Source organism: Streptacidiphilus jiangxiensis, from assembly GCF_900109465.1.
Lineage (GTDB): Bacteria > Actinomycetota > Actinomycetes > Streptomycetales > Streptomycetaceae > Streptacidiphilus > Streptacidiphilus jiangxiensis.
Genome location: NZ_FOAZ01000004.1, coordinates 300,026 through 326,916 on the forward strand (window position 1 = coordinate 300,026; position 26,891 = coordinate 326,916).

The window sequence follows — 26,891 nt, forward strand, 5'->3', positions numbered from 1 at the left end:
GCGCCCGTCGTCAGCCGTTCCAGGCCTTCATGGAGTTGCCGTTGACGAGGCTGTTGGCGCCGCTGGTGTCGTCGAAGGTGTAGCCGGAGGCGCGGCACGGGCCGTTGTCCCCGTAGAAGGTGACCAGCAGCGTGTTCCCTGCGCGGACGGCTCGGAGCGCCCGTGCGTCCGGGCTGTCCGCGCAGCCGCGGGCGAGCGCGGCGGACAGGCCGAGAAGGCGCCAGGAGGCCATGGGAGTTCCCTGTGACAAGCGCCACGGCCTGAGCGCGTCCGTCGCCGCTGTTCCGATGGGCGGCTCGCTGTGGTAGTCACCTGCCTGACGGAGGGGGAGACGGATGGGAAGTCCGACACACCACGGGCCGGGGCAAGTCTCCTGGCCGGTTCGCCTGGTGATGGTGTGTTCGGTTGTCCTGCTCCTGATGGGCGGGGGCTTTGGAGCCCTGCTGTTCCTCATGGCCGGCATGTCGGACGGTCCGGGGCCGAAGCCGTCCTGGCCGGGGCTCGGCGTCGGCGCAGTGGTGATGCTGCTGTCCGTGGGCACGCTGGTCTGGTGCTTCGAGTCGGGCCGCCGCGGCAGAAGAGCACGTCTGGCTGTGCTCTTCTCCGTCGCGGGCGCCTATCTGGTCTGCTTCGCGCTCGCCCGGCTCCTCCTCCCGTGAGCCCGGGTGCCGGTTCCTGCGCGTGCCATGCCTGCTCTGCCGTCGTTCCGCCTGGTGGCGCGGTGCAGCCCACGCCTGGGGCGGAGCGCCCCGCGGTACCCCCGATCCTGTCGGCGTCGCTCGAAAATCGAAAATATGTTCCTATACTGGTGGGGTGAACACCTCGCCCGTCCCGCCCGGCTGGCCGGAACGCGTCCAGCCCCCTGGCAGCCCCGGCTGGGAGGAGTCCGCCCGACGGTGGCTCTACGACCAGGTGCCGGGCGAGTGGCGCCGCTACCACGTGCTCTACAAGCACCCACTGATGCTCGCCCGCGACGTCCGCTACCTCACCGACGGCTCGCTCCAGGTCGCCCGCAGCGCGTACTCCCGCGCCCGGGTGGAGCTCGCCGACCACTTCGAGCCCCACGCCATCGAGGAGCGCCTCCGCGCCTATGCGGAGGAGGGCGCCCGCCTCAGCGTCCTGGCGCGGCAGGTGCAGCTGGTGGAGGACGCCCTCTCCGGCGTGCGCTGGGTGCCGAAGCTGTAGCCGGAACCCGCTACGCCCCCTGGGCGAAGGCGCGGGAGAGGCGGCGCAGGCCCTCGGTGATCTCGGCGGGGGTGTGCGTGGTGAAGGACATCCTCAGGGTGGCCCGGTCCGGATGGGTGGCGAAGAAGGGCGCGCCCGGGACGTAGGCGACGTCGTGGGTGACGGCGGTGCGGAGCAGAGCGGTGGCGTCGCGGCCGTCGGGGAGGCGGACCCAGAGGAACATGCCGCCGTTGGGATGGTTCCAGGTGCTGCCCGCCGGGAGGGCGTCCGGCAGGCCGGCCAGCAGGGCGTCGCGGCGGGCGCGGTAGGCCGTGCGGACCGTGGCGAGGTGGGCCTCCAGATCCGCGTCGGCCAGGTAGCGGGCGGCCGCCGCCTGGTCGACGGTCGAGCTGTGCAGGTCCGCGGCCTGCTTGGCGATGACGCAGGCGCGGCGCAGCGCGCCGGGCGCGCGGAGCCAGCCGAGGCGCAGGCCCGGAGCCATGATCTTGGAGAAGCTGCCCAGCAGGACCGTGCGGTCCTCCGCGCCCGGGAAGGCGGAGATCCACGGCAGCGTCTCGCCGTCGTACCGGAGCTCGCCGTAGGGGTCGTCCTCGACGACCCACAGCCCGCGTCGGGCCGCGATCCGTGCGACCTCGGCGCGGCGCTCCGCCCGGAGGGTGCGGCCGGTCGGGTTCTGGAAGGTCGGGATCAGGTAGAGCAGTTTGGGCCGCTCCGACGCCACCAGCGCGTCGAGCGCGTCCGGCAGGATGCCGTCCGCGTCGCTCGGCACTGGGACGACCCGCGCTCCGGCGAAGCCGAAGACCTGCAACGCGGCCAGGTAGGTGGGGTCCTCGACGAGCACCGTGTCGCCCGGCTCCAGCAGTGCGGTGGCCAGCAGCGACAGGCCCTGCTGCGAGCCGCCGGTGACGAGCAGGTCCTCCGCGTCGGTCGGCAGTCCGCGCGCGGTGAGCCGGGCGGCGACGGTTCCGCGCAGGGCCGGATCGCCCTCCGTCGTGGAGTACTGCAGCACATGCCGCGGCGTCTCGCGCAGCACCGCGTCGTACGCGGCGCGCAGGCCGGCCGCGTCGAACAGTTCGGGGGCGGGCAGGCCGCCGGCGAAGGAGATCACCTCGGGGCGTGCGGTCAGCGCCAGGATCTCGCGGACGGGCGAGGCCCCGACGCCCGCGGCGCGGGCGGCGAGCGCGGGGACGGCGGCAACTGCCTCGGCGGTTGCGGTTGCGGTTGCGGTGGTGGCGGTCTGCGTCATGCGCAGCGAGCTTAAGCACGAATGCTCGGACGTCCGACGGTATTTCACATCGCGGGCAGCTTGTCCTCTCACGCGGGCGGTGATACCCATGCGCATAGCTGACGCATCGTCAGCTATGGCGCCTCGGAGGGACGGAACCCGTGACGGTCACCACGCTGCGCTTCAACCAGGTCACGCCCGGCCTGGACCGCAAGGACGTCGCCGCCCGCTACCACGCCACCGTCGAGATGGCCGTGTTCGCGGAGGAGCGCGGTTTCGACCTGATCACCCTCGAGGAGCACCACGGCGCCGCCGACGGCTGGAGCCCCGCCCCGACCCTGACCGCCGCGGCGATCGCCGGCGCGACCCGCCGGATCCCGATGATGCTGTGCGCGCTGATCACCCCCCTCTACGACCCGCTGCGCCTGGCGGAGGAGCTGACGGTGCTGGACCACCTCAGCGACGGACGGGTCACCACCGTCGCCGGGATCGGCTACCGCCCGGCCGAGTACGAGCTGTTGGGCGTGGAGTGGAAGGAGCGCGGGCGCATCCAGGACGAGGTGCTGGGCGCGCTGCTCGCGGCCTGGACCGGCGAGGAGTTCGACCACCGCGGCCGCAGGGTGCGTCTCACGCCGCCCCCGCTGACCACTCCGCACCCGCCCCTGATCGTCGGCGGCTCCTCCAAGGCGGCGGTCCGCCGCGCGGTCCGCCTGCGGCTGCCGCTGTTCACCGCGGCGTACCTGCCCGAGCTCGTCGACCACTACGCGGCGCTGGCGGAGGCGGCCGACTGGCACGAGGGCTTCGTCCTGCTGCCGCCGGAGCGCACCCGCATGGTGCACTGCACCGAGGACCCGGACCGCGCGTGGGCGACGCTGGGTGAGCACTTCCTGCACGAGGCGCGGACGTACGCCTCGTGGCAGACCGCGGACATCCGCTCGGCGGTGGCGACGAAGGCGCTGACCGTCGAGCAGCTGCGAGCGGAGGGGGTCTACTGCTGCCTCACCCCGGACGAGTGCGTGGCCGTCGCGGCGGAGGAGGGCCCGATGGGCACGTTGCTGCTGCATCCGATGTGCGGGGGCATCCCCGTCGAGACGGGCTGGGAGAGCCTCCGCCTCTTTGCTGAGCGCGTGATTCCCAGGCTGTAGTTGCACCACCCAGGGGCGCGAGGAACTGCGCGACAAGCCACCCAGGCAGATAGGGCCCCGAACGCGCAGGGCCATCCGCACGCCGGTGGTTTCTCGCGCAGTTCCTCGCGCCCCTGGAGGCTACGCCTCCTGGAGGGCGCAACCACCTCTACTGCGCCAGGTAGCCCCGGAGGAGCTTCTTGCACTCCGCGATGAGGACCGGGTCGCCCTCCGGGTCCTGCCGGAAGGCCAGGCGGAGGACCGCGTCCGCGCATTCCAGGGCGACGTGCAGCGAGATGCGCGCGGCCGCGCGGTCCTCGCCGCCGATGAGGTCGCCGAGGAGCTCCCAGAGGCGGTCGGCGACGGCCGCGTTGTTCTCCAGGACCGCGTCCAGCAGGTGCACGCTGCGTGGGTCCTCGCGGCCCACCGCGCCGAAGTCGACGACGCCGAAGCCGGGGACGGAGCGGTGCATCGCGACGTACTCCTCCACGGCCAGGTCGACCATGGTGGTGATGTCGGAGGGCTGCTCGGCCTCCATGCGGCGGGTGAGCCGGTCCATGAAGTGCTTGAGATTGCGCTCCGCGAGCGCGCCCAGCAGGCCGTCGACGCCGGTGAAGAACTGGTAGAGCGTGCCGATCGGCACCTCCGCCCGGCGGGCGACCTCCTTGGTGGTCAGCGCCATGTAGCCGACCTCGTCGAGCAGCTGCGCGCTGACGTCGAGGATCCGGTCGAAGCGCTCCTGGCTGCGCCGCTGCACGGGTCGGCGGCGGACGGTGCCCGGGCTGGGAGCGGGTACGTGCATGGTGCCACTGTGCCCGATCGAAAGCGGGCTTGGCGAGCCCCTTACGTGAGCAGTTCTCATGTTCGTCTGTCCACTGCCGCAGGGGTGGCACCTGAACACAGGGACTGCCTTCGCCTGTGGCAAGGGGAGGGTGGCCGTGCCCGGCCGCGATTCGGCAACGTTTGGCGTATCAGTTTCCGTTCAGCCTTGACATGAGATCACCCCATTGGCTCTGCTTGAAGTTCAGAAGTTGTATTCAAGGCCGAAACCAAGGCCCGCAGGATGGAAACGATCATGTCCGTGGAAACGCCGGGTTCACAGTCGTCGCTGCACAGGGCCAACCTGGAGCGTGTGCTCCGGGCGGTCCGGATGGCCGGATCGCTGACCCAGGCCGAGATCGCGCGGAGCACGGGGCTCTCCGCCGCGACGGTCTCCAACATCGTCCGCGAGCTCAGCGAGGCCGGGACGGTCGTCGTCACGCCCACCTCCTCCGGCGGGCGCCGCGCCCGCAGCGTCTCGCTCAGCGCGGACGCGGGCATCGTCGTCGGTGTCGACTTCGGCCACTCCCACCTGCGGGTGGCGATCGGCAACCTCGCGCACCGCGTGCTCGCCGAGGAGAGCGAGCCGATCGACACCGACGCCTCCGCCGACCAGGGGTTCGGACGCACCGAGCAGTTGGTGGCCCGACTGCTGGAGCAGACCGGCTTTCCGGCGGAGAAGGTCATCGGCGTCGGCCTCGGCGTGCCGGGCCCGATCGACGTGGAGACCGGCGCGCTCGGATCGACCGCGATCCTGCCGGGCTGGACGGGCATCGCCCCGGCCAAGGAGCTCTCGCGGCGCCTCGGCATGCCGGTGCTGGTCGACAACGACGCGAACCTCGGCGCGCTGGGCGAGCTGGTCTGGGGCGCCGGGCGCGGCCTGTCGGACCTCGCCTACATCAAGGTCTCCAGCGGCGTCGGCGCCGGCCTGGTGATCTCCGGGCAGATCTACCGCGGCCCGGGCGGCACCGCCGGCGAGATCGGGCACATCACGCTCGACGAGGCCGGTCCGGTCTGCCGCTGCGGAAACCGCGGCTGCCTGGAGACCTTCGTCGGCGCCCGGCACATCCTCGGCCTGCTGCAGCAGAGCCACGGCGTGGACCTGACCATGCCCAAGGTGGTGCAGCTGGCCCAGCGCGGCGATCTGGGCTGCCGCCGTGTGATCGCGGACGTCGGCCGCCAGATCGGCACCGGCGTCGCCAACCTCTGCAACCTGCTCAACCCGCGTCGGGTGATCCTCGGCGGCGACCTGGCCGAAGCCGGGGACCTGGTGCTGGACCCGATAAGGGAGTCGGTGGCCCGTTACGCCATCCCGAGCGCCGCGCGGCAGCTCTCCGTGGTACCCGGAACGCTCGGCGGACGGGCGGAGGTCCTTGGAGCCTTGGCGTTGGTGATGTCCGAAATGAGTGATTCCAACGCATTGCCGACGGCCTGACGTCCGCATTCCGGCAACCCACGCGCCGCCATGTCTTCAGGAAGATAACGAAAGGATTCGGATCAGCTGTTCATCGACTTTAATTATTGACGCCAACCGGGTGTGCGGGGTTGACTCCTCACACCTCGGTCGCAGTGTGGCGACCGCGTCAGGGAGGCACCCCAAACGATGAACAGCACACTGCGCACCGCGGTCGTGGCGACCACCGCCGTCTCGATCGCTCTCGGCCTCGCCGCTTGTGGCAAGGCCGGCAGCAGCTCCTCCAGCTCTTCTTCCTCCTCCAGCACCGCCGCCGCAGGCGGCTCGCAGGTCATCGGCCTGCTGCTGCCGGAGAACACCACCACGCGCTACGAGCAGTTCGACAAGCCGCTCTTCGTGGCCAAGGTCAAGCAGCTCGCCCCGAACGCGACGGTCCAGTACGCGAACGCCGGCGGCAGCGCGCAGACCCAGGCGCAGCAGGTCCAGACGATGATCAACGCGGGCGTCAAGGTCCTCGTGATCGACGCCCAGGACTCCGCGCAGATCAAGTCCTCGGTCGCGGCCGCCAAGGCCAAGGGCATCAAGGTCGTCGCCTACGACCGCCTCGCCCAGGGCCCGGTCGACGCCTACGTCTCGTTCGACAACGAGAAGGTCGGTGAGCTCCAGGGCCAGGGCCTGCTCGCCGCCATGGGCTCCGCCGCCACCCCGTCCGCCAAGGTCGTGGAGATCGACGGCGACTCGGCCGACCCGAACGCCGCCGACTTCAAGAAGGGCTTCACCACCGCCGTCGCCGGCAAGGTGAACATCGCCTACGACGCCTCGGGTCTGTGGAAGCCGGACGTCGCCGCGCAGAAGGCCACCGCCGCCTTCAACCAGCTCGGTGCCAAGAACGTCGCGGGCGTCTACTCCGCCAACGACGGCATGGCCGCCGGTATCGTCACCTCGATGAAGAACGCCGGGGTCAAGGCGCCGATCGGTGGCCAGGACGCCCAGCTCGACGCGGTCCAGCGGATCGTGGCCGGCACCCAGTCCTACACGGTCTACAAGGCCTACAAGCCGGAGGCCGAGGCCGCCGCGCAGCTGGCCGTGGACCTGCTGAACGGTCAGTCCATCACCTCCGTCGCCACCGCCACCAAGACCAGCGGCTCCGGCGACCAGGTTCCCTCGGACCTGCTCACCCCGGTCCTGCTGACCAAGGCGAACATCAAGGACACCGTCGTCGCGGACGGCCTCTACACCGTCGCGCAGATCTGCACCGCGGACTTCGCCTCCGCGTGCACCGCCGCCGGCCTTCAGTGACCGCCGGCCCCCTCGGGGCCGACTGATCGTCAGTCATTCGTCCGCGCACGGGATTCCCGTGCGCGGACGGGTGCGGCACATTCAAATCGAACGCTTTATGCACGACCTCGCAGGCGCCACGGACGGCGCGGCATCCCACCCGAGGCACCGGGTGGGAAGAAGGAGTTGGTTCACGTGACAAGCGCGCCCGTACTGGCGTTGCGCGGAGTCTCCAAGCGGTTCGGCGCCGTCCAGGCGCTGACCGACGTCGAGTTGGAGGTCCACGCCGGAGAGGTGGTGGCGCTCGTCGGTGACAACGGCGCCGGTAAGTCCACCCTGGTCAAGACCATCGCTGGGGTTCACCCCATCGACGAGGGTCAGATCGAGTGGGAGGGACGGCCCGTCTCCATCCACAGGCCGCAGGATGCACAGCACCTCGGCGTGGCGACCGTCTACCAGGACCTCGCGCTCTGCGACAACCTGGACGTCGTCAACAACCTGTTCCTCGGGCGCGAGCTGAAGCGCCGCGGCACCCTCGACGAGGTCGCCATGGAGCAGAAGGCCAGGGAGCTGCTCAGCACCCTGTCGATCCGCATCCCGAGCGTGCGCATCCCGATCGCCTCGCTCTCCGGCGGTCAGCGTCAGGTCGTCGCGATCGCCCGTTCGCTGATCGGCGACCCGAAGGTCGTCATCCTGGACGAGCCGACCGCCGCCCTCGGCGTCGAGCAGACCGCCCAGGTCCTCGACCTGGTCGAGCGGCTGCGCGAGCGCAACCTCGGCGTCATCCTGATCAGCCACAACATGGCCGACGTCCGCGCCGTCGCGGACACCGTCGCGGTCCTGCGCCTGGGGAAGAACAACGGCACCTTCCCCGTCCAGCAGACCACGCAGGAGACCATCATCGCCGCCATCACCGGTGCCACCGACAACGCGGTGACCCGGCGCGCGGCGCGCACGACGGAGGTCGCACAGTGAGCAACGACACCAAGACCCCCGCGTCCGCGCCGATCCCGGCCGTCGACCCCCGCCTGCTCCAGCGCGAGGCCGGACTGCAGGGCTACGTCAACGAGTTCGTCCGCAAGGTGCGCGGCGGCGACATCGGCTCGCTGCCGGTCGTCATCGGCCTGATCGTGATCTGGCTGACCTTCGGTCTGAGCAACAGCCAGTACTTCGCCCCGTCGACCGCCACCTACATCGCCTACTGGATGCCGGGCGTCGGCCTGCTCGCCGTCGGCCTGGTGTTCGTGCTGCTGCTGGGCGAGATCGACCTCTCGGTCGGTTCGGTCAGCGGCCTGTCCGCGGCCGTCTACGCGGTGCTCGCGGTGACCCACGGCCTCAACCCGTGGCTGGCGGTGTTCACCACCATCCTCACCGGCGCGGCGATCGGCGCGCTGCACGGCTGGATCTTCGCCAAGATCGGCGTGCCCGCCTTCATCGTCACCCTGGCCGGCTTCCTGGTCTGGCAGGGCGTCATGCTCTGGGTGCTGGGCTCGACCGGCACCATCAACCTGACCGACGTGGGCCTCAACCACTTCCTGTCGGGCAACTCCTACGTCCTCAACGGTGACGTCTCCGGCGGCTACATCCTCGCCGTGCTGGCGGTCGCCTCGATGGCCTACGGCAGCTTCGGCGAGCAGGCGCGCCGTCGCAAGGCCGGTGTGCCGTTCAAGCCGACCAGCGAGCTGCTGATCCGCGTGGGTCTGGTGGCCGTGGGCGCGTTCGTGGCCGCCTACGTGCTGAACCAGGACCGCGGTGTGCCGGACGCGCAGGTCATGTTCCTCGCGCTGCTGATCATCTGCGACTTCGTGCTGCGCCGGACGTCCTTCGGCCGCAAGATCTTCGCGGTCGGTGGCAACATCGAGGCGAGCCGTCGCGCGGGCATCTCGGTGGCCGCGATCCGGATCTCGGTCTTCTCCATCTCCGGCGCCTTCGCCGCGCTGGGCGGTCTGACCATCGCCGCCGAGACCGGCGCGGCCAGCCAGTCCGGCTCGGACCCGAACAACCTGATGATGGCGATCGCCGCGGCGGTCATCGGCGGCACCAGCCTCTTCGGTGGTCGCGGCCGCGTCTGGTCCGCGTTCCTCGGCATGCTGGTCATCTCGTCCATCCAGTACGGCCTCAACATGGAGAGCCTGAACCAGGACGTCGAGTACATGATCATGGGCGTTGTGCTGCTGGCCGCAGTGATCGTCGACTCCCTGGCCCGCCGCACCCAGAAGTCCTCGGGCCGCGGCTGACCCCGGCCCCGTCAGGCCCCGTCCGTCCATCCGGTTCGTCCGAACGGACGCACGAAAACGCCGTCGGCCCTCCGCAACGTGGTCGGCTCTCTTGAGGGGGAGAGCCGGTCACGGGGCTGACGGAACGCAAAATGACCGCCCGGCACCGATACCGCTCCGGTGCCGGGCGGTCGCGCGCGTGCAGGGGACAACTAGACTGAGCGAACTTGGGCGTCCACGGCCGCCCGGGTGCGAGAGGGCGGCGGGCGAGGAAGCCCGGCGCCGGACAGAGACAGAGGAGGAACGGGTGGCCCTGCTGACCCGCATTCGGGGACCGCGCGATCTTGACCGTCTCAGCCCCGGACAGCTGGCCGTTCTGGCCGAGGAGATCCGCGGCTTCCTGGTCGAGGAGGTCTCCAAGACGGGCGGCCACCTCGGCCCCAACCTGGGCGTCGTCGAGCTGACCATCGCGCTGCACCGGGTCTTCGAGTCGCCGAAGGACCGGATCCTCTTCGACACCGGGCACCAGTCCTACGTCCACAAGATCCTCACCGGCCGTCAGGACTTCAGTCGGCTGCGCACCAAGGGCGGCCTCTCCGGCTACCCCTCGCGTGCCGAGTCCGAGCACGACGTCATCGAGAACTCGCACGCCTCCACCGTGCTGGGTTACGCCGACGGTCTGGCCAAGGCCAACGAGCGCCTCGGGCACGCCGACCGCACCGTCGTCGCCGTCATCGGCGACGGCGCGCTGACCGGCGGCATGGCCTGGGAGGCGCTCAACAACATCGCCGAGAGCGACCGCCCGGTCATCATCGTCGTCAACGACAACGAGCGCTCCTACTCGCCGACCATCGGCGGCCTGGCCAACCACCTCGCCACCCTGCGCACCACGCAGGGCTACGAGCGCTTCCTGTCCTGGGGCAAGGACGCGCTGCAGCGCACGCCGGTGGTGGGCCAGTCGCTCTTCGAGACCCTGCACGGCGCCAAGAAGGGCCTGAAGGACTTCATCGCCCCGCAGGGCATGTTCGAGGACCTGGGCCTGAAGTACGTCGGCCCGATCGACGGCCACGACGTCTCCGCCCTGGAGTCCGCGCTCAAGCGCGCCAAGGGCTTCGGCGGGCCGGTCATCGTCCACTGCCTCACCCAGAAGGGCCGCGGCTACCGCGCCGCCGAGCAGAACGAGGAGGACCGCTTCCACGCGGTCCCCGTCATCCACCCCGACACCGGCCTGCCGGTCAAGACCGCCGGCCAGGACTGGACCTCGGTCTTCGGCGAGGAGATGGTGGCCATCGGCCGCGAGCGGGAGGACATCGTCGGCATCACCGCCGCGATGCTGCACCCCGTCGGGCTGGCCCCCTTCGCCAAGGAGTTCCCGGACCGCATCTACGACGTCGGCATCGCCGAGCAGCACGCCGCGGTCTCGGCGGCCGGCCTCGCGACGGGCGGCCTGCACCCCGTCGTCGCCGTCTACGCGACCTTCCTGAACCGCGCCTTCGACCAGGTGCTGATGGACGTGGCGCTGCACAAGTGCGGCGTGACGTTCGTGCTGGACCGAGCCGGCGTGACCGGCGCCGACGGCGCCTCGCACAACGGCATGTGGGACATGTCGATCCTGCAGGTTGTGCCCGGCCTGAAGCTGGCCGCCCCGCGCGACGCCGACCAGCTGCGCGCGCAGCTGCGGGAGGCGGTCGCGGTCGAGGACGCGCCCACCGTCGTCCGCTACTCCAAGGGCAACGTCGGCCCCGCGGTCCCGGCCGTCGGCCGGGTCGGCGGCATGGACGTCCTGCGCGACGGCGGCGCGGACGCCGACCTGCTCATCGTCTCCGTCGGCGCGATGGCCCAGACCTGCCTGGACGCGGCCGAGAAGCTGGCCGCCCAGGGCATCGCCGCCACCGTCGTCGACCCCCGCTGGGTCAAGCCCGTCGACCCGGAGCTGGCACCTCTCGCCGCGCGGCACCGCGCGGTGCTCACGGTCGAGGACAACGGCCGCGTGGGCGGCGTCGGCGCGACGATCGCGCAGGCGCTGCGCGACGCGGGTGTGGACGTCCCGCTGCGGGACCTGGGCATCCCGCAGGAGTTCCTGGACCACGCCACCCGCGACGAGATCATGACCCAGATCGGCCTCACCGTCGACGGCGTGGCGGAGAAGGCGGCAGCGCTGGTCGCGAAGGTGTCGCTGGACCCCGCGACGGTGCTCTGAGTACTGGCGCACGATTGAGTTGCACTCTCCAGGGGCGCGGGTCGGAGCCGTTCAGCGGCTCCGCCGCGGGGCGCGACAAGCCACTGACGAGCGGATGGTCCTGAACGAGCAGGGCCGTCCGCGCAGGGGGCTTTCTCGCGCAGTTCCCCGCGCCCCTGTCCTGTGCCTCCTCCTCGCCGTTGTCCTGGTGACCCGGGTTCCGTCGTTCCTGCGACCGTTCTGGAACCCCGACGAGGGCTACCTCGCCACCGAGGCGAGGATGCTCGCGCACGGCGGGACGCTCTACGGCGACGTCGTGGACCGCAAGCCGCCCCTGCTGCCGTGGCTCTACCAGGGCGCCTTCGCCCTCTTCGGCTCGCACTCGCTGTGGCCGCTGCGCGTCCTCGCCGTCCTCGCCGTCCTCGTGACCGCGCTGCTCGTCGCGTCCGTGGCGCAGCGACGGTGGGGGGCCGGGACGGTGGCGGGCCTGCTCGCCGCCGCGCTGAGCGTCTCGCTCGCGCCCGCGGACACCCAGGCGGCGACCTTCGAGGTCTTCATGCTCCCCGCCACCGCCGCCGCGTTCTGGTGCGCGGACCGCAAGCACTGGGCGGGCGCGGGCCTCGCCGTCGCCCTCGCCGCGATGGTGAAGCAGACCGGGGGAGTGGTGCTGCTCCCCGCGCTCTTCCTGCTGTGGCGCACGGACCGCCGCCCCGCCGCCGTCGCGCGGCTCCTGCTCGCCGCCGCGCTGCCGGTCCTCGCCCTCGCGCTGCTGACCGGTCCGAAGAACTTCCTGTTCTGGGTCGTCTCCGGCTCCGGCGACTACGCCTCCCTCGACGGCGCCTGGGCCACCGCGCTGGGCCGGGCCACCGGGAACGCCGCGATCCTGCTCGCCGCGGTCGTGCCCGCGGTCGTGCTGCTGGCCCGGCAGTGGCGCGCCTCGCTCCGCGAGGACGCCGACCTGTGGATCTGGCTCGCCGGGTCGGCCGTGGGTGTCGCGGTCGGGTTCCACTTCTTCGGGCACTACTACCTCCAGCTCGTGCCACCGCTGGCGCTCCTCTGCACCGGCGCCCTGCACCGGGCCGGCTCGCCGGCCTGGACGCGGGCCGCGCTCGGTTGGGCGGGCGTCGCGGCAGCGGTGTTCGTCACACTCGGTCTGACCGCGTCCACGCAGCCGGTGACCCGTGTGCAGACCGTCGCGGCGGCCGTCGACGCGAACACCGCGCCGGACCGGACCGTGCTGGTCTGGGGCATGCACCCGGAGATCTACTGGCTCGCCGACCGCGCCCCCGCGAGCCGCTACCTCACCGCCGGACTGCTGACCAACTTCGCCGGCGGCCGCGACGGCAGAGGAGTGGGCGTCCAGAAGGCCGTAGCGGGCTCCTGGGCGACGTTCGAGCGCGAGATGAGGGATCACCCGCCGACCCTCGTCGTGGACGACTCCCAGGGCGCTCCGTACGCCCCCGCGGCCGTCCCGCCGATCAGGGATCTGCTCGCGGCACGGTACGAGCGGATCGGCACCGCCGGAGGCGCCGTTATCTACCGGCTACGCGGCCGTTAGCCGGAGATCCGGTTGAAGTCTTCACACGTTCGCATGAGAGGCTGACCCCCGTCCGTCCGCCGACCGAGCAGTGGGCCGGTACGGGAACGGGACACCCAGCAGGGACCGAGTAGTCGAGGACAGGTGGAAGTGAAGCCCTCCACGGACAAGAGCCCCCAGGAGCCGGCCGGGGCGTCGGTTCGCAAGACCCCGTGGCGACGCTGGCTGACGGCCGGCGGCATGGTCGTCGCGATCTTCGTGGTCGCGGGCCTGATCGGCTCCGTGGTGCGGGCCCACAAGGAGACCCAGCTGGCGCCGCCGGAGGGCGCGACCGGTGCCAGCGCGCTGGCCGTGCCGCAGTGGGGTCACGCCGCGGTCACCCTCACCGTCTACGAGGACATGCGGGACCCGGCCACGCTCGCCTTCGAGAACACCTACGGCGCGACCCTGCGCCAGCTGGTCGCCTCCGGGGTGGCCAACGTCTACTACCGCGAGACGACGGGCGTGGACAAGGCCCAGGGCGGCAGCGGCTCGCTCCAGGCCGGCAACGCGCTGGGCTGCGCGCTGGACGCGAAGAAGTTCGCCGACTACCGCGCGGTGCTGCTGAACAACCAGCCGACCGAGTCGGACGACGCGTTCGGCTCCGACAGCCACCTGATCACGCTGGCCAAGAAGGTCAAGGAGCTGGACACCGACGTGTTCCGCGCGTGCGTGGACAACGGTGACCACAAGGTCTGGGTGCAGGACTCGAACAAGGCCTTCACCGCGTCGAACTTCGGCCCCGGCCCGGTCCTGACGATGCTGGTGGACCAGACGAACACCAACGAGGCGCAGGCGCAGGCGATCATCTCCTCGACGCTGACCCTCACGCCCAAGCAGCTGCAGGACCGCGTCCTCGCCGCCGCCGTCCAGGCCACGCCGACCTCGGCGGACCTCCCGTCCGTAGCGGTCACCAACGGCGCGACCCCGACCCCGGCTGCCGCCCCGACCACGCCGGCGCCTTCGCTCTCGGCGAGCGCGAAGCCGGCCAAGGCGAAGAAGAAGCCGACCGCTTCCGCGTCTCCCTCCCTGCACTAGGCACCACCTCAGGGGCGCAGTTCCCCGCGCCCCTGAGGACCAAAGGCGAAGGGCGGCTCCCCCGATCACTCGGGAGAGCCGCCCTTCGGCGTTCGTGCAGGTTACGCCGGGACGCTCGCGACGCCCTGGGCGAGGAAACGCTTGCCGTTGACCCGCTCGGAGACGCCCTCGCGGTCCAGGTACGGGGTGATGCCGCCCAGGTGGAACGGCCAGCCCGCGCCGGTGATCAGGCAGAGGTCGATGTCCTGCGCCTCGGCGACGACGCCCTCGTCCAGCATGAGCTGGATCTCCTGCGCCACCGCGCCCAGCGCGCGCTCGCGCAACTGCTCCTCGGTGAGGACCTTGTCGCCCAGCTCCAGCAGCGCGACGACCTCGGGGTCCAGCTCCTGCTGGCCCGACGCCCAGGTGTAGAAGCCGCGCTTGCCGGCCTTGACCACGCGGCCCAGGTTCTCGGAGACGAAGAAGCGCTCCGGGAAGGCGTTGTGCAGGGTCTCCGACACGTGCAGGGCGATGGCCGGGCCGACCAGCTCCAGCAGCACGATCGGGGACATCGGCAGACCGAGCGGCTCGACGCCCTTCTCGGCGACGGCGATCGGCGTGCCCTCGTCGATGATCTGCTGGATCTCACCCATGAAGCGGGTGAGAATACGGTTCACGACGAACGCCGGGGCGTCCTTGACCAGAACCGCGGTCTTCTTCAGCTTCTTCGCGACGCCGAAGGCCGTGGCCAGCGAGGCGTCGTCCGTCTGCTCGCCGCGGACGATCTCCAGCAGCGGCAGGACCGCGACCGGGTTGAAGAAGTGGAAGCCGACGACCCGCTCGGGGTGCTCCAGCTTGGACGCCATCTCGCTGACGGACAGCGAGGAGGTGTTGGTCGCCAGGATGCAGGTGGGCGAGACCACGGCCTCGACCTCGGCGAAGACCTGCTGCTTGACGCCCATCTCCTCGAACACGGCCTCGATGACGAAGTCCGCGTCGCCGAAGGCGGCGGCCTTGTCGAGCGAGCCGGTGACGAGGCCCTTGAGGCGGTTGGCGTTGTCGCCGTTGACGCGGCCCTTGGCGAGCAGCTTGTCGATCTCGCCGTGGACGTAGCCGACGCCCTTGTCGATGCGCTCCTGGTCGATGTCCGTGAGGACGACCGGCACCTGGAGGCGGCGGGCGAAGAGCAGGGCCAGCTGCGAGGCCATCAGACCGGCGCCGACGACGCCGACCTTGGTGACCGGGCGGGCCAGCGCCTTGTCCGGCGCACCGGCCGGGCGCTTGCCGCGCTTCTGGACCAGGTTGAACGAGTAGATGCCGGCGCGCAGCTCGTCACCCATGATCAGGTCGGCCAGCGCGGCGTCCTCGGCGTCGAAGCCGGCCTGCAGGTCGCCGTCCTTGACCTGGGCGATGATGTCCAGCGCCCGGTAGGGGGCCGGAGCCGCACCGTGGACCTTGCCGTCGACGACGGCGCGGCCCCAGGCCACGGCGTCGTCCCAGGCCTGGCCGCGGTCGATCTCGGGACGCTCGACCGTCACGGCGCCGGTGAGGACCTGGGCGGTCCACAGCAGCGACTGCTCGACGAAGTCGGCCGGCTCGAAGATCGCGTCGGCGATGCCGAGCTCGAAGACCTGCTTGCCCTTGAGCTGCTTGTTCTGGGCCATCGAGTTCTCGATGATGACCTGGACGGCCTTGCCCGCGCCGATCAGGTTCGGCAGCAGCGTGCAGCCACCCCAGCCCGGGACCAGACCGAGGAAGCACTCCGGCAGCGAGAAGGCCGGCAGGCCCGAGCTGACGGTGCGGTAGGTGCAGTGCAGGCCGACCTCGACGCCGCCGCCCATCGCCGCGCCGTTGTAGAAGGCGAAGGACGGGACGGGCAGGGCCGCGATCCGCTTGAAGACGTCGTGGCCGCCCTTGCCGATGGCCAGTGCGTCGCTGTGCTCCTTGAGCACCTCGACACCCTTGAGGTCGGCGCCGACCGCGAAGATGAACGGCTTGCCGGTGATGCCGACGGCGACGATCTCGCCGGCCGCGGCCTCACGCTCGACCTGGTCCAGCGCCTCGTTCAGCTTGGCGAGGGAGCCCGGGCCGAAGGTGGTCGGCTTGGTGTGGTCGAAGCCGTTGTCCAGGGTGATCAGCGCGAAGCGGCCGGCACCCAGGGGCAGGTCGAGGTGACGCACGTGAGCGGTCGTCACGACCTCGTCCGGGAACAGCTCGTGAGCCTTGAGCAGCTGCTCGGTGGTGGTCGTCATCACTTGCTCCCGTGACCGTCGAAGTGCGGGTTCTCCCAGATGACCGTCGCGCCCATGCCCATGCCGATGCACATGGAGGTGAGGCCGTAACGGACGTCCGGACGCTGCTCGAAGCGGCGGGCCAGCTGCGTCATCAGGCGCACGCCGGAGGAGGCCAGCGGGTGGCCGAAGGCGATCGCGCCGCCGAACGGGTTGACCCGCTCGTCGTCGTCCGCGATGCCGAAGTGGTCCAGCATGGACAGGACCTGGATGGCGAAGGCCTCGTTGATCTCGAACGCGCCGATGTCGGCGATCGTCAGACCGGCCTTGGCCAGCGCCTTCTCGGTCGCCGGGACCGGGCCGATGCCCATGACCTCGGGCTCCACGCCGACGAAGGCGTAGGAGACCATGCGCATCTTGACCGGCAGGCCCAGCTCGCGCGCGACGTCCTCGGCGGCGATCAGGGAGGCGGTGGCGCCGTCGTTCAGACCGGCCGCGTTGCCGGCGGTGATCCGGCCGTGCGGGCGGAACGGGGTCTTGAGGCCCGTCAGCGACTCCAGCGTGGTGCCCGGGCGCATCGGCTCGTCGGCGGTGGCCAGGCCCCAGCCGGTCTCGCCGCCGGCCGGGTCGGTGCGGCGGATGGCCACCGGCACCAGGTCGGGCTGGATGTTGTTGTCGGCGTAGGCCTTGGCGGCCTTCTCCTGGCTGCGGACGGCGTAGGCGTCGCAGCGCTCCTTGGTCAGGTGCGGGAACCGGTCGTGCAGGTTCTCCGCGGTCATGCCCATGAACAGGGCGGACTCGTCGACCAGCTTCTCGGAGAGGAAGCGCGGGTTCGGGTCCACGCCCTCACCCATGGGGTGACGGCCCATGTGCTCGACGCCGCCGGCGAGGGCGATGTCGTAGGCGCCGAAGGCGATGCCACCGGCCACGGACGTCACGGCGGTCATCGCGCCGGCGCACATGCGGTCGATGGAGTAGCCCGGGACGGTCTTGGGCAGGCCCGCCAGCAGCGCGGCCGAGCGGCCCAGGGTCAGGCCCTGGTCGCCGATCTGGGTGGTGGCGGCGATGGCGACCTCGTCCACGCGCGCCGGGTCCAGGTTGGGGTTCCGGCGCATGAGCTCCCGGATCGCCTTGATCACCAGGTCGTCGGCGCGGGTCTCGGCGTAGATGCCCTTGGGGCCGGCCTTGCCGAAGGGGGTGCGGACGCCGTCGACGAAGACGACGTCCCTCGCGGTACGAGGCACGGTGGCTCTCCTCCCAAGCGCCCGTTTCGCAGCGGGCACGGTGTGGTCACAGCGGAACGGCGAACGTCCCGAGAGTGATGCTACCCGCCGGTAACCAACGCGCCAAGGAGGGGAGGGATGAGCTCTGGGTCACTCCCGCCGGGAGCCGTTGGCGGCGCTGTCGGCGGCGATGCCGTTCGGGCTCACCTTCGCGGTCACGAACGCCTTGGCGATCACCGGGGAGACCTGCTCGACCTGCCAGGCGCGGGCACCGAGGGCGGAGAGCGCGTCCGCGACCGACTCGACGGTGACGCGGGTGGGCGGAGCCCAGGCCAGCCGTCGCACCAGCTCCGGGGTGACCAGGTTCTCCTGCGGCAGGTGCAGCCGCTCCGCGAGGGTGGTCACCGCGGCGCGGGCGGAGGAGAGACGAGCGGCGGCGAGGGGGTCCTTGTCGGCCCAGGCGCGCGGCGGCGGCGGACCCTCGTGCGCAGCGGTCGCGGGCGGCAGCTGCGCCTCGGGCACCGCGCGGGCGGCGTCGATCGCGGCTATCCACTGCTCCAGTGCGCGCCGGTGCACGCGCGGCCCGAAGCCCGCGACGGCCTGCAGCGCGTTGATGTTCGCTGGCATGGCGAGCGCGGCGGCCACGATGGCCGCGTCGGACAGCACCCGGCCCGGGGAGACGTCCCGCTCGCGCGCGACCCGGTCACGCGTCTGCCACAGCTCGCGCACCGCGGCCAACTGACGACGACGGCGCACCTTGTGCACGCCGGAGGTACGCCGCCACGGGTCCACCCGCGGCGGCGGCGGGGGAGCGGCGACGATCGCGGCGAACTCCTGCTGCGCCCACTCCAGCTTCTGCTGGTCCGCCAGCTCCCGTTCGAGTGCGTCCCGCAGCTCGACGAGGACCTCCACGTCCAGTGCGGCGTAGCGCAGCCACGGCTCCGGCAGTGGGCGCGTCGACCAGTCGACGGCCGAGTGCCCCTTCTCCAGGCTCAGCCCGAGCACGTTCTCCACCATCGGCCCGAGGCCGACACGGGGGAACCCCGCGAGGCGGCCGGCGAGCTCGGTGTCGAACAGGCGCGTGGGCCGCATGCCCAGCTCCGCGAGGCAGGGGAGGTCCTGGTTGGCGGCGTGCAGCACCCACTCGACGTCGGCGAGGACGGCGCCGAGCGCGGACAGGTCCGGGCAGGCGACAGGGTCGATCAACGTACTGCCGGAGCCTTCTCGCCGCAGCTGCACCAGGTACGCCCGCTGGCCGTACCGGTAGCCGCTGGCCCGCTCGGCGTCGATCGCGACGGGGCCGTGGCCCTGGGCGAACCGGTCGACGATCGCGGCGAGGGCCGCCTCGTCGGCGACGACCGGCGGAATGCCCTCGCTGGGCTCGAGAAGGGGGACCGCGTGGACCGCTTGCCCGGGGGCGTCGCTGCTGACTTGGTCGATGGCGTCTTCACGGGCGTCGGTCACGGAAGAAAGACTACGCCCGTAGGCGGTGGATGACCTTCCGCACGTCCGCCACAGGGGCACCAGGCAACACCCAGGGGCGCGGGGAACTGCGCGAGCAACCACCCTGTGCGGATGGCCCTGCTCGTTCGGAGACTTACCACCTGGGGTGGCTTGTCGCGCAGTTCCTCGCGCCCCTGACAGTGCAACCAGCTATGGGAACGAACCTGGAAGGCTTGTCGCGCCCAGGCGGCGGAGCCGCAAATCAGCAGAGCCTCGCGCCCCTGGGGGCTTGTCCGCTGAAACGTTCCCGCGAGCTAGTGGATGATGCCCGTGCGGAGAGCGACAGCGACCATGCCGGCGCGGTCGCCCGTGCCGAGCTTGCGGGCGATGCGGGCCAGGTGGGACTTGACCGTCAGCGCGGAGAGCCCCATGGCGACACCGATCGCCTTGTTCGACTGCCCCTCGGCCACCAGCCGCAGGACCTCGACCTCGCGGCCGGAGAGCTCGCGGTACGCCTGGGGTGCCGGCTGGCCCTGCGCCGGAGCAGCCTGCGGCATGCCCGGCGCGCCACCGGGCGGGATCTGCGCGCCCGGGAGGCCCGGACGACGCATGTGGGACGCCGCGCCGGGAAGGCCCGGACGCAGGGCCGGCACGCCGTTCATGCCGGGGCGCTGCGGGACGCCGTTGCCGACCCGGGTGCCGGTCACGACGTAGCCCTTCACGCCGCTGGCCAGCGCGCTGCGGACCGCGCCGATGTCGTCGGCCGCGGACAGCGCCAGGCCGTTGGGCCAGCCCGCGGCGCGGGTCTCGGCGAGGATGGCGAGGCCGGAGCCGTCCGGGAGGTGGACGTCGGCCACACAGATGTCACGGGGGGTGCCGACCCGTGGCCGGGCCTCGGCGAGCGAGGAGGCCTCGATCACGTCGCGCACACCAAGGGCCCAGAGATGCCGGGTGACCGTGGAGCGAACGCGCGGGTCCGCGATGACCACCATGGCGGTGGGCTTCGTCGGACGGTAGGCGACCAGGTTTGCGGGGTGCTCAAGGAGAACGGACACCAGGCCTCCTGTGGTGAGGTGCCGGGAAGAGGGTCACTGTCTGCTTCGGCACCATCGGTGCCCGGCTTTAGCGAATGATCACGATTGAGTGAGCGGCAAATCGGGCAGTTCGGATATTTTGTTCAGCTCGATTGAGCCTAAGTCACCCGTAAGTGATCAAAAGCGGTCGACACGCCGAACACGTGACCCAAATGTCCGAAATCGGATACCCCAGCGTACGCCGAAGCTGACGAACCTTCACCTGAACGAGAGAAGGAAACTCACGCCCCACCGCGCGGCTGCCGCCGCGTCGGCATCGGCACCACGCTGCTCGCGGGCCCCGACGTGACCGCACCACCGGCGCCCGGAGCGGGCAGCGGGAGCGGTGACGGCGGCAGGCCCGCGCACTGGCACAACAGCTCGCCCCACGCACGCAGGTGTGCCCCGAGGTTCAGGCCGGCGTCACCGCGCGCGATCGGCGTCCAGGACGCCCGGATCTCGATCTCCGTGCTGGACGGACGATCCGCCATGCCGCCGAAGTACTGCGAGTACGCGCGCGAGACCGTGCCGCTGGGCTCGGTGTAGGCGCAGCCGAACTGCTCCAGCGCGTCCGTCAGCCAGGACCAGCCGACCTCCGCGAGCAGCGGGTCGTCCGCGATCTCCCGTTCCAGGTCCGCCTGCGTCAGCGAGACCAGTCGGAACTCGCCCTGCCAGGCCTCGTGCCCGGACGGGTCGTGCAGCAGCACCAGCCGGCCGTCGGCCAGCTCCTCGCCGTCGGCCTCGACGGTCGCGGTCAGCGCGTGGGCGTAGGGCGCGAGCCGGCGCGGCGCCGGGGTCTGCCCGAGGGTGATCTCCGGCCGCAGCCGGGTGCCGAGCAACTCCGCGACCGCGGCACGGAACACCTCGGGTACCGCTTGCTCCCCCGATGCCCCGTCGCCGAACGCGGATCCGCCCTCGTGCCTCGGCTTTCCGCCGCTCACCCCAGCCATGCCGGAAGACTATGCGCCCGGCTCGTCCGCGCAGCGCAGACACCACGGAAGAGCGCCGCTTCGGGCGTGCGAAGATTTCACCGTGACCGAGAGCGCAAGCAGCAAGAGCAGCCCCACGTACGACTCCGCGTTCATGCGCGCGTGCCGAGGGGAGGAGGTCCAGCACACCCCTGTCTGGTTCATGCGCCAGGCCGGTCGTTCGCTCCCCGAGTTCCGCAAGGTCCGCGAGGGCATCGCGATGCTGGACTCCTGCATGATGCCGGAGCTGGTCAAGGAGATCACCCTGCAGCCGGTCCGCCGGCACGACGTGGACGCGGCCGTCTACTACAGCGACATCGTGGTGCCGCTCAAGGCCATCGGCGTCGACCTGGACATCAAGCCCGGCGTCGGCCCCGTCATCGCCCACCCGGTGCGCACCCGCGCGGACCTCGCGCAGCTGCGTCCGCTGGAGCCGTCGGACGTCCCCTACGTCACCGAGGCCATCGGCCTGCTGACCGCCGAGCTCGGCGAGAAGCCGGTGATCGGCTTCGCCGGTGCGCCGTACACGCTGGCCAGCTACCTCGTCGAGGGCGGCCCGTCGCGGACCTACGAGAACACCAAGGCCATGATGTACGGCGACCCGGAGCTGTGGGCCGAGCTCGTCGACCGCCTGGCCGTCATCACGGCCGGGTTCCTGAAGGTGCAGATCGAGGCCGGGGCCTCGGCGATCCAGCTCTTCGACTCCTGGGCGGGCGGGCTGGCCCCGGACGACTACCGCCGCAGCGTGCTCCCCGCCTCGCAGAAGGTGTTCGCGGAGGTCGCCTCCTACGGCGTCCCGCGGATCCACTTCGGTGTGGGCACGGGCGAGCTGCTGGGCCTGATGAGCGAGGCGGGCGCGGACGTCGTCGGCGTCGACTGGCGCGTCCCGCTGGAGGAGGCGGCCCGCCGGATCGGCGGCACCAAGCCGCTCCAGGGCAACCTGGACCCGACGGTCCTGTTCGCCCCCGAGTTCGCCGTCCGCGCGAAGACGGACGAGGTCCTCGCCTCGGCGAAGGCCTCCGGCCGCGGCCACATCTTCAACCTCGGCCACGGCGTCCACCCGACCACGGACCCGGACGCGCTGACCCGCCTGACGGCCTACGTGCACGAGCAGACCCAGCGCTAGCCGAAAGGGGCGCGGGGAACTGCGCGAGCAACCACCGGCGTGCGGATGGCCCTGCTCGTTCGGCAAGTCACCACACAGGGTGGCTTGTCGCGCAGTTCCTCGCGCCCCTGCTGTCACTCCTCGTCTGCCTCGGGCTTGCGCCGACGGGTGAAGCGGTACGCGCCGTAGGCGATCAGTGCTGCGAGGGCCAGGAACGGGAAGCTCGCGCTGACAGCGATCAGCAGCCCCCGCCCGACCATGTACAGCGCGTGCCAGCCGGAGGCCAGCGCATGTCCGGCCGCGCTCCACGCGCCGTCGGTCTTCGGCTTCGCCGGCGGCGGGGGCGTCGCCGTCTGGAAGAGCTCCACCGTCACGGTCGACAGCGCGACCTGGCCGCGCAACGCCGCGACCTGGGACTCGAGAGAGTTCAGATCGGACTCCCGCGAGGTGACCGCCTGCTCCAGGGTGATCATGTCGCTCAGTGAGCCCGCCTGCTTCATCAGCGTGGTGAGCCGGTCGATGCTGGCCTTCTCGCTCGCCACCCGCGCGTCGAGGTCGACGACCTGCGAGGTGACGTCCTGGCTGGACCGCTGCTGGGCCAGGACCGTGCCGAGGGAGCCGAGCTGCCCGAAGACGGTGTCGTACGACGCCGAGGGGATGCGCAGCACCATGATCGCGCCCTCGCCCGCCGCGTTCGACGGGATGGGCAGCGTGGAGGCGGCCGTCGTGTCGCCCACGGTCCACGACAGCGTGCCCGCGTCGCCGACCTGCTCGGAGTCGAGGTAGCCGCCGACGGACTGCACCAGCGTCTGGGCCTGCTTCACCGCCGCGTCGACGTGCGCGCACCGCAGTTGGATCTGGCCGCTGTAGATGACGGACCGGTTCGATGCCGCAGCCGCCGCGCCCGACGACCCGGGCGAGGGCGCCGTGCTCGCCGCTCCTGCCGAACCCGCCGCGCCCCCCGCCGAAGCCGCCGCGCCCCCCGCTGCCGCGCCGGGTGCGTGCACGGGGGCCGCCCCCGCCGCGCTGCTGTTGCTGCTGCCCGCCTCGGAGCAGCCGGTCAGTGCCAGCCCCACCACCAGGAATCCCGCCGCCAGCGACGCCCCGAGCCGGCGTCTGTGGTCCCTCGATCGCATGTGTTCGCTCCCCTCGTCACGGATCTCGCGGATTGGATGCCCGATCCGGGGGTGCGGTTCCCGACACCGTGTCAACAAGGCGGTAACGAAAGGATCGAGCCCCGGCCACGGTCAGCGGCGCGGAGCCGGTGTGCGAGAGTGAAGGACATGGACCGCACGACGCACACCCCCACCACCGACCAGTCCCGACCGCTCCCGCACGTGGTGGTGGTCGGCGGCGGGATCGCCGGACTCGCCGCCGCGGCGCGGCTGCGCGGCGTCGTCGGCGGGGGCGCCCGGGCGCGCGTCACGGTGCTGGAGGCCTCGCCGCGGTTCGGCGGCAAGCTGATGTCCGGCGAGGTCGGCGGGGTCGGTGTGGACCTCGGTGCCGAGTCCGTGCTGGCCCGGCGACCCGAGGCGATCACGCTGGCGCAGGCTGTCGGCCTCGCGGACGCCCTGCAGCCGCCGACCACCGCCAAGGCGTCGATCTGGACCCGTGGCGCGCTGCGCCCCATGCCGACCGGCCACCTCATGGGCGTCCCCGGCGACCTCGACGCGCTCGCCGCCTCCGGCGTCGTCTCGCCCGAGGGCCTCGCCCGCGCCGCCGAGGACGCGACGCTGCCGCGCACCGAGGTCGGCGCCGACGTCGCCGTGGGGGAGTACGTCGCCGCGCGGCTCGGCCGCGAGATCGTCGACCGCCTGGTCGAGCCGCTGCTCGGCGGCGTCTACGCCGGGCACGCCGACGCGATCTCGCTCGCCGCCGCCGTCCCGCAGTTGCTCGCCATCGCGCAGCGCGAGCGCTCCGTGATCGAGGGCGTGCACGCGGCTCTCGCCACCGCCGCGCAGAACCCGAACCCGGCCCCCGTCTTCACCGGCATCGACGGCGGCATCGGCCGCCTGCCCGGTGCCGTCGCGGACGCCTGCCGCGCCGCCGGGGCCGAGCTCCGCACGGACACGCCCGTCGCCTCGCTGCGGCGCACCGCCGAGAGCTGGACGGTCACCACCGAGGGCGGCGAGGAGTTGGCCGCCGACGCCGTCGTGCTGGCCGTCCCCGCGACCGTCGCGGCCCGACTCCTGGCCGAGCTCGCGCCCGGCGCCGCGGCCGAGCTGGGCGGGATCGAGTACGCGGGCATGGCCCTGGTCACCCTCGCCTACCACCGCGCCGAGCTCGGCCCGCTGCCCGGCAGCGGCTTCCTCGCGCCGCCCGTCGACGGCCGGGCGATCAAGGCGTCGACGTTCTCCAGCAACAAGTGGGGCTGGCTCGACAAGGCCGCCCCCGAGAGCTTCGTGCTGCGCACCTCGCTGGGGCGCCAGGCCGAGGAGGCCGTCCTCGACCTCGACGACGCCGAGCTGGTCGCCCGCTCCCGTGCGGACCTGCGCGAGGCCGCGGGCATCACCGCCACCCCGTACGCGACGGCGGTGACGCGCTGGCACGCGGGCCTGCCGCAGTACCCCGTCGGGCACCCGGAGCGCGTCGCCCGCGTGGAGTCGGCGCTCGCGGCGCTGCCCGGCCTGGCGCTGTGCGGCGCGGCGTACCACGGCGTCGGCATCCCCGCGTGCATCGCCGACGGGTGGCGGGCGGCAACCGCGGTGACTGCCGGCGAGGTCTCGCCGGACCTGGTGTCCGGCACGAAGTGAGCAAGGGAGACAATGGCCCCATGAGCGACCAGAACACTGAGCACACCGAGAAGGCGAAGCCGAAGGCTCGCGAGCTGAACGACGTCATCCGCTACACCCTGTGGTCGGTGTTCCGCCTCAAGGACGTGCTGCCGGACGACCGCACCGCGCTGGCGACCGAGGTCGAGGAGCTGTTCGCGCAGCTCGCCGAGAAGGACGTGACCGTCCGCGGCACCTACGACGTCTCCGGCCTGCGCGCCGACGCCGACCTGATGATCTGGTGGCACTCCGAGAGCAGCGACAACCTGCAGGAGGCGTACAACCGCTTCCGCCGCACGGAGCTGGGCCGCCGCCTCGACCCCGTCTGGTCGAACATGGCGCTGCACCGCCCCGCGGAGTTCAACAAGTCGCACATCCCGGCGTTCCTCGCGGACGAGACGCCGCGCGAGTACATCTGCGTGTACCCGTTCGTGCGCTCGTACGACTGGTACCTGCTGGAGGACGCGGAGCGGCGCGAGCTGCTGGCCGAGCACGGCAAGATGGCCCGCGGCTACCCCGATGTCCGCGCCAACACGGTCGCGTCCTTCGCGCTGGGCGACTACGAGTGGCTCCTCGCCTTCGAGGCGGACGAGCTGTACCGCATCGTCGACCTCATGCGCCACCTCCGCGCTTCCCGCGCGCGCCTCCACGTCCGCGAGGAGGTCCCGTTCTACACGGGTCGTCGCAAGGCTGTCGCCGACCTGCTGGCCGGTCTGGCGTAGCCGGACAGGGGCGCGAGCAATCACCGGCGTGCGGATGGCCCTGTTACCGGGGGACCATCCGCACGCCGGTGGCTTTTCGCGCAGTTCCCCGCGCCCCTGACGCCTGCACCTACCTGCGGGAGCGAATGGTCAATCCTGCCCGCAGCCGCGCGTCACGCAGCGCCCTCGGGCCGCGGAAGGTGACGGTGGTGAGCGGGTCGGGGTTACGGCGGCCCGGGCTGAGGGCGCGAAGCAGTTGCTGGCCGGCCGGGGCCGCCCAGGGGGTGACCGGGTGGAACTCCGCGCGGGCCATCAGCAAGGTGCCGGCCGTCAGGATCAGCGGCAGGAGGAACCACGCCGCAGGCTCCAGCAGGCTCTCGTGCGCGCCGGTGAGCAGGTTCCGCACGCCGACGGTGGCCAGCGCCGTCGTCCCGAGAGCCACCGTGGCGAGCAGCGCGACGCGGACCGCCATGACTGCCTGGGCCATCGCCGCGCGGGTGCCGGGGGAGACCGCGAGGCCGACCTCGGCGAGGGAGCGGGCCAGGGTGACGACGGACGGGCCGACCGCGACCTCGCGGCGGACCTCCTCGGTCCGCCGCTGACCGTCGGGGCCGAGCGCCGCGATGACCTCGGACTCCAGTTGGGTGTCGGGCACCGGGCGGGCCACCGAGGTCCAGCCGGTGTGGGCGATGTGGAGCAGGCCGCGGCCGGTCATGTCCAGGAGCGTCACGTCCACGACGCGTTCCGGACCGCCCGCGAGGTACGCCGCCTCCGCGGTCGACGCGCGCGCCTCAGGCGGGTTCGGCGCCGACGCGGTGGTCAGCCGGGGGTCGCTCGCGGCAGCCAGTCGGCACAGCCGGAGGGACGACAGCGCTGCCAGCAGGAACGCGGGCACCAGGAACAGGTACGGCATGATGGCCAACCAACCCGAGTGGCGGCCGCTCCTCAAGATGCGCCCGGCGACGGATACCCAACCGTGATCGACCGTCACTCCTCCGGCGCAACGCCACGGCCAGTGCGAGCCAGGCCAGCGCGGCCAGCACCACGAAGCCGGCCAACGGCGGCCGGGCCGCCGGTGAGGCCGCCGGTGACGCCTCGGACGCGGTCGTGCCCATCGTGGCGTGGGACCAGCGGAACGTGGCGATCGCCGCGAGCAGCAGGGCCAGTAGCAGTGCGCCGAGCAGAAGTCGTCGGGCCGCGCGGAAGGCGCGGGCACTGTGGCGGGCGCCGGAGCTGGTCCACAGGACCAGCCCGGCGGCCGGGCCGACGCCGACCGCCGCCGCGACGAACAGTGGATCGAGGCTCATCCGGACACCTCCTCCGAAGAGGGAAGGAGCCAGGTC

The 26,891-nt window shown here is 71.8% G+C and carries 24 protein-coding genes; 13 read left to right on the forward strand and 11 right to left on the reverse strand.

All coding sequences use genetic code 11. The features are described 5' to 3' along the window. Window positions 1–10: 10 nt before the first annotated feature. Window positions 11–232 carry a hypothetical protein gene (locus BMY61_RS10255; RefSeq protein ID WP_042441679.1) on the reverse strand — a complete coding sequence of 74 codons (222 nt, stop codon included), beginning with the start codon at window positions 230–232 and terminating at the stop codon, window positions 11–13. A gap of 187 nt (window positions 233–419) precedes the next feature. Here BMY61_RS10255 and BMY61_RS10260 point away from each other — a divergent pair, with 187 nt between their 5' ends. Both BMY61_RS10260 and BMY61_RS10265 read left to right on the forward strand, forming a co-directional pair. Further along, window positions 420–659, forward strand: a complete 240-nt coding sequence (locus BMY61_RS10260) for a hypothetical protein (RefSeq protein ID WP_143094258.1) — start codon at window positions 420–422, stop codon at window positions 657–659. Between the two features lie 154 nt (window positions 660–813). Beyond that, window positions 814–1,185 (forward strand): hypothetical protein, encoded by a 372-nt coding sequence (locus BMY61_RS10265; RefSeq protein WP_042414042.1) that lies wholly within the window; start codon window positions 814–816, stop codon window positions 1,183–1,185. Window positions 1,186–1,195: 10 nt separating this feature from the next. Here BMY61_RS10265 and BMY61_RS10270 read toward each other — a convergent pair whose 3' ends face one another. After that, complete coding sequence (locus BMY61_RS10270) at window positions 1,196–2,431, reverse strand: aminotransferase-like domain-containing protein (protein WP_042441674.1); 1,236 nt, start codon at window positions 2,429–2,431, stop codon at window positions 1,196–1,198. Window positions 2,432–2,571: 140 nt separating this feature from the next. Here BMY61_RS10270 and BMY61_RS10275 point away from each other — a divergent pair, with 140 nt between their 5' ends. Further along, complete coding sequence (locus BMY61_RS10275; RefSeq protein ID WP_042441671.1) at window positions 2,572–3,555, forward strand: LLM class flavin-dependent oxidoreductase; 984 nt, start codon at window positions 2,572–2,574, stop codon at window positions 3,553–3,555. 148 nt (window positions 3,556–3,703) lie between these two features. Here BMY61_RS10275 and BMY61_RS10280 read toward each other — a convergent pair whose 3' ends face one another. Then, entirely contained in the window at window positions 3,704–4,336 is a 633-nt protein-coding gene (locus BMY61_RS10280; RefSeq protein ID WP_042441669.1) for a TetR/AcrR family transcriptional regulator, read from the reverse strand. 279 nt (window positions 4,337–4,615) lie between these two features. Here BMY61_RS10280 and BMY61_RS10285 point away from each other — a divergent pair, with 279 nt between their 5' ends. The 7 genes from BMY61_RS10285 (at window position 4,616) to BMY61_RS10315 (ending at window position 14,054) form a co-directional block, all read left to right on the forward strand. Further along, complete coding sequence (locus tag BMY61_RS10285) at window positions 4,616–5,788, forward strand: ROK family transcriptional regulator (RefSeq protein ID WP_042441954.1); 1,173 nt, start codon at window positions 4,616–4,618, stop codon at window positions 5,786–5,788. Window positions 5,789–5,956: 168 nt separating this feature from the next. Further along, window positions 5,957–7,066, forward strand: coding sequence for a sugar ABC transporter substrate-binding protein (locus BMY61_RS10290; protein ID WP_042441667.1), 1,110 nt, complete (start codon window positions 5,957–5,959; stop codon window positions 7,064–7,066). A 174-nt stretch (window positions 7,067–7,240) separates the two neighbouring features. Continuing rightward, on the forward strand, window positions 7,241–8,020 hold the full coding sequence (locus BMY61_RS10295) for an ATP-binding cassette domain-containing protein (RefSeq protein ID WP_042441662.1): 780 nt from the start codon (window positions 7,241–7,243) through the stop codon (window positions 8,018–8,020). After that, window positions 8,017–9,282 (forward strand): sugar ABC transporter permease, encoded by a 1,266-nt coding sequence (locus tag BMY61_RS10300; RefSeq protein WP_042441660.1) that lies wholly within the window; start codon window positions 8,017–8,019, stop codon window positions 9,280–9,282. The genes BMY61_RS10295 and BMY61_RS10300 overlap by 4 nt, the downstream gene beginning before the upstream one ends. A gap of 286 nt (window positions 9,283–9,568) precedes the next feature. Beyond that, window positions 9,569–11,461 (forward strand): 1-deoxy-D-xylulose-5-phosphate synthase, encoded by a 1,893-nt coding sequence (gene dxs / locus BMY61_RS10305; RefSeq protein ID WP_042441658.1) that lies wholly within the window; start codon window positions 9,569–9,571, stop codon window positions 11,459–11,461. 187 nt (window positions 11,462–11,648) lie between these two features. Continuing rightward, window positions 11,649–12,998, forward strand: a complete 1,350-nt coding sequence (locus tag BMY61_RS10310) for an ArnT family glycosyltransferase (protein WP_236655796.1) — start codon at window positions 11,649–11,651, stop codon at window positions 12,996–12,998. A 129-nt stretch (window positions 12,999–13,127) separates the two neighbouring features. After that, complete coding sequence (locus BMY61_RS10315) at window positions 13,128–14,054, forward strand: DsbA family protein (protein WP_052438227.1); 927 nt, start codon at window positions 13,128–13,130, stop codon at window positions 14,052–14,054. Between the two features lie 101 nt (window positions 14,055–14,155). Here BMY61_RS10315 and BMY61_RS10320 read toward each other — a convergent pair whose 3' ends face one another. The 5 genes from BMY61_RS10320 to BMY61_RS10340 all read right to left on the reverse strand — a co-directional run bounded on the left by BMY61_RS10320 (window position 14,156) and on the right by BMY61_RS10340 (window position 20,953). Then, window positions 14,156–16,285 (reverse strand): 3-hydroxyacyl-CoA dehydrogenase NAD-binding domain-containing protein, encoded by a 2,130-nt coding sequence (locus tag BMY61_RS10320; RefSeq protein WP_042441651.1) that lies wholly within the window; start codon window positions 16,283–16,285, stop codon window positions 14,156–14,158. Beyond that, entirely contained in the window at window positions 16,285–17,508 is a 1,224-nt protein-coding gene (locus BMY61_RS10325; RefSeq protein ID WP_042441649.1) for a thiolase family protein, read from the reverse strand. Before BMY61_RS10325 ends, BMY61_RS10320 begins: the two co-directional genes overlap by 1 nt. 129 nt (window positions 17,509–17,637) lie before the next feature. Further along, on the reverse strand, window positions 17,638–18,951 hold the full coding sequence (locus BMY61_RS10330) for an HRDC domain-containing protein (RefSeq protein WP_042441647.1): 1,314 nt from the start codon (window positions 18,949–18,951) through the stop codon (window positions 17,638–17,640). 293 nt (window positions 18,952–19,244) lie between these two features. Continuing rightward, complete coding sequence (locus tag BMY61_RS10335) at window positions 19,245–19,985, reverse strand: response regulator transcription factor (protein WP_042441645.1); 741 nt, start codon at window positions 19,983–19,985, stop codon at window positions 19,245–19,247. 260 nt (window positions 19,986–20,245) lie between these two features. Beyond that, complete coding sequence (locus BMY61_RS10340) at window positions 20,246–20,953, reverse strand: DUF3000 domain-containing protein (protein ID WP_075003837.1); 708 nt, start codon at window positions 20,951–20,953, stop codon at window positions 20,246–20,248. A 133-nt stretch (window positions 20,954–21,086) separates the two neighbouring features. On the opposite strand from BMY61_RS10340, the gene hemE reads away from it, so the two are divergent. Then, the gene (gene hemE, locus BMY61_RS10345) at window positions 21,087–22,097 is read left to right on the forward strand and encodes a uroporphyrinogen decarboxylase (protein ID WP_236655817.1); all 1,011 of its coding nucleotides are present in this window, start codon (window positions 21,087–21,089) and stop codon (window positions 22,095–22,097) included. 113 nt (window positions 22,098–22,210) lie between these two features. On the opposite strand, the gene BMY61_RS10350 is transcribed toward hemE, so the two are convergent. Continuing rightward, the gene (locus BMY61_RS10350; protein WP_082014638.1) at window positions 22,211–23,212 is read right to left on the reverse strand and encodes a DUF4349 domain-containing protein; all 1,002 of its coding nucleotides are present in this window, start codon (window positions 23,210–23,212) and stop codon (window positions 22,211–22,213) included. 147 nt (window positions 23,213–23,359) lie between these two features. Here BMY61_RS10350 and hemG point away from each other — a divergent pair, with 147 nt between their 5' ends. Both hemG and hemQ read left to right on the forward strand, forming a co-directional pair. Further along, window positions 23,360–24,829 carry a protoporphyrinogen oxidase gene (gene hemG, locus BMY61_RS10355; RefSeq protein WP_042441952.1) on the forward strand — a complete coding sequence of 490 codons (1,470 nt, stop codon included), beginning with the start codon at window positions 23,360–23,362 and terminating at the stop codon, window positions 24,827–24,829. 20 nt (window positions 24,830–24,849) lie between these two features. Next, entirely contained in the window at window positions 24,850–25,569 is a 720-nt protein-coding gene (hemQ, locus tag BMY61_RS10360; protein WP_042441639.1) for a hydrogen peroxide-dependent heme synthase, read from the forward strand. A gap of 109 nt (window positions 25,570–25,678) precedes the next feature. Here the strand turns inward: hemQ and BMY61_RS10365 are convergent, their stop codons facing one another. Both BMY61_RS10365 and BMY61_RS47515 read right to left on the reverse strand, forming a co-directional pair. Continuing rightward, window positions 25,679–26,452 (reverse strand): TIGR04222 domain-containing membrane protein, encoded by a 774-nt coding sequence (locus BMY61_RS10365; protein ID WP_244904205.1) that lies wholly within the window; start codon window positions 26,450–26,452, stop codon window positions 25,679–25,681. Continuing rightward, window positions 26,340–26,855, reverse strand: coding sequence for a hypothetical protein (locus BMY61_RS47515; protein ID WP_244904204.1), 516 nt, complete (start codon window positions 26,853–26,855; stop codon window positions 26,340–26,342). Before BMY61_RS47515 ends, BMY61_RS10365 begins: the two co-directional genes overlap by 113 nt. Window positions 26,856–26,891: the final 36 nt, after the last annotated feature.